This window comes from Aliivibrio sp. A6, from assembly GCF_028765505.1.
Lineage (GTDB): Bacteria > Pseudomonadota > Gammaproteobacteria > Enterobacterales > Vibrionaceae > Aliivibrio > Aliivibrio finisterrensis_A.
The window spans coordinates 1-1498 of the sequence record NZ_JARACR010000080.1; the positions used below are offsets into that span (position 1 = coordinate 1).

At 35.8% G+C, this 1498-nt stretch carries 2 protein-coding genes; both read left to right on the forward strand.

Annotation, left to right across the window (positions count from 1 at the left end):
- The first annotated feature begins 60 nt into the window (after positions 1-60).
- Positions 61-486, forward strand: coding sequence for a hypothetical protein (locus tag PVK70_RS18645; protein WP_130049479.1), 426 nt, complete (start codon positions 61-63; stop codon positions 484-486).
- A gap of 244 nt (positions 487-730) precedes the next feature.
- On the forward strand, positions 731-1039 hold the full coding sequence (locus PVK70_RS18650; protein ID WP_065623540.1) for a hypothetical protein: 309 nt from the start codon (positions 731-733) through the stop codon (positions 1037-1039).
- Positions 1040-1498 lie beyond the last annotated feature (459 nt).

Genomic DNA, 1498 nt, shown 5'->3' on the forward strand with positions numbered 1-1498 from the left:
GCTTAATCTGCATGGTAGCAAACGTGTTATGCAGGCGTTAAACGAATAGGGATAATCAGTATGACTAGATACCATAATATAGATTTATTGCTCGATAATGGTTTTAAGCAATTTAAAAACACTACCGTTTTCTCTAGTGGGCATGTAAGTCTGATCTCTCCGTCAGTTGCTAAAAATAATACAGGCAGCTACTGGTTTGATGTACGAAAGGTTAATCTAAACCGCTTAGGAGAAGCACCATTTATATTAGTACGTATTGTTCCCGATTTATTTATATTTGAACCCTTAGCGTCAATCGATACCTTATTAGCTGAAGAGTATATGGATAATCGACCTCATTCAGGTGATGTTTGGGGTATAAAAATGGAATTGGATCTAGTATCAATGCAGGCTATTGTATTTAATGTTAAAGCATCTAATTATGAATTAAAACTTAATATACAATCACTTGTTGATATCCAAGCTAAGTTGGTCACGCTAGGTTAGAATTCGTTTAACAATCGCATCAACACGATTTGCTACATTCGGCGTTGTCAGTTTGCCTTTAGTTTCAGTGATTAAGGCGTTAAAATTCAGTTAAGTCTGTATCGTAGCAAACGTGTTATGCAGGCGTTATGTGCTTTTTTGTTGCTTATAGGTGGTCTTTCTTTTCTATTGAACTAGTGCACATTTTATTTATCGTGAAAGGTATACCTTAGTCTTTGTATTAATTAAGCAAAGAGTGTGAGTTATGATCAATCAATGGAAAAATAAACGCTTTGAACGCTGGGCTCTTACACGTAAAAAAGGACAGCTAAATTATGTGCTCAAACAAACTTTGCTCATTGGTGGCGCAGTTTTTTTTGGGTATTTGGTTGGGTTTATTGTTTTCGATAAAGTTCGTTCATGGGAAGAATACCGATTAGACTTATATGTTCAAATTCCTTTTTTGTTCGTTTTTGGACTAATCCTGAATTATTTTGGATGGATAATAAATGAAGTGATTTACGAAAAAGAATATAAGAAAAGAGGGTTATCAAAACCATCAAATCCTAAGTAAATAAATATGGCATTTAAAGTTTTTTACGCACATAACAAATGCATCAACACGATTTTCTACACTCGGCGTTGTCAGTTTGTCTTTAGTTTCAGTGATTAAGGCGTTAAAATTCAGCTTGGTCTGCATAGTAGCAAACGTGTTATGCAGGCGTTGTGCGTACTGAGTCCGAAATTTTTTGCACTGTTCGTCAATAGAACCGAAGCTTTTGTAGTTTTGGCTTAGTAAGCGTTCCTTTCTTCTTTGTTGCCTTTTGGTTTTCGTATTATCAGGTTCGGCAAATCAGCCCTTATTTCCCTAAGTTCAGGCGTTTCAGAGACATTTTTACGCTTCAATTGTTCTTTGGTTATGCCTCATTTTAGCCTGTATCAGTGTTTTCCTCGTAGCATTTTCAATCCCAATTGTGGTTAGGGTATTTGGTTTATCAGCCGAAAACTGGCTGAAACCAAGCCGTTCAAATGA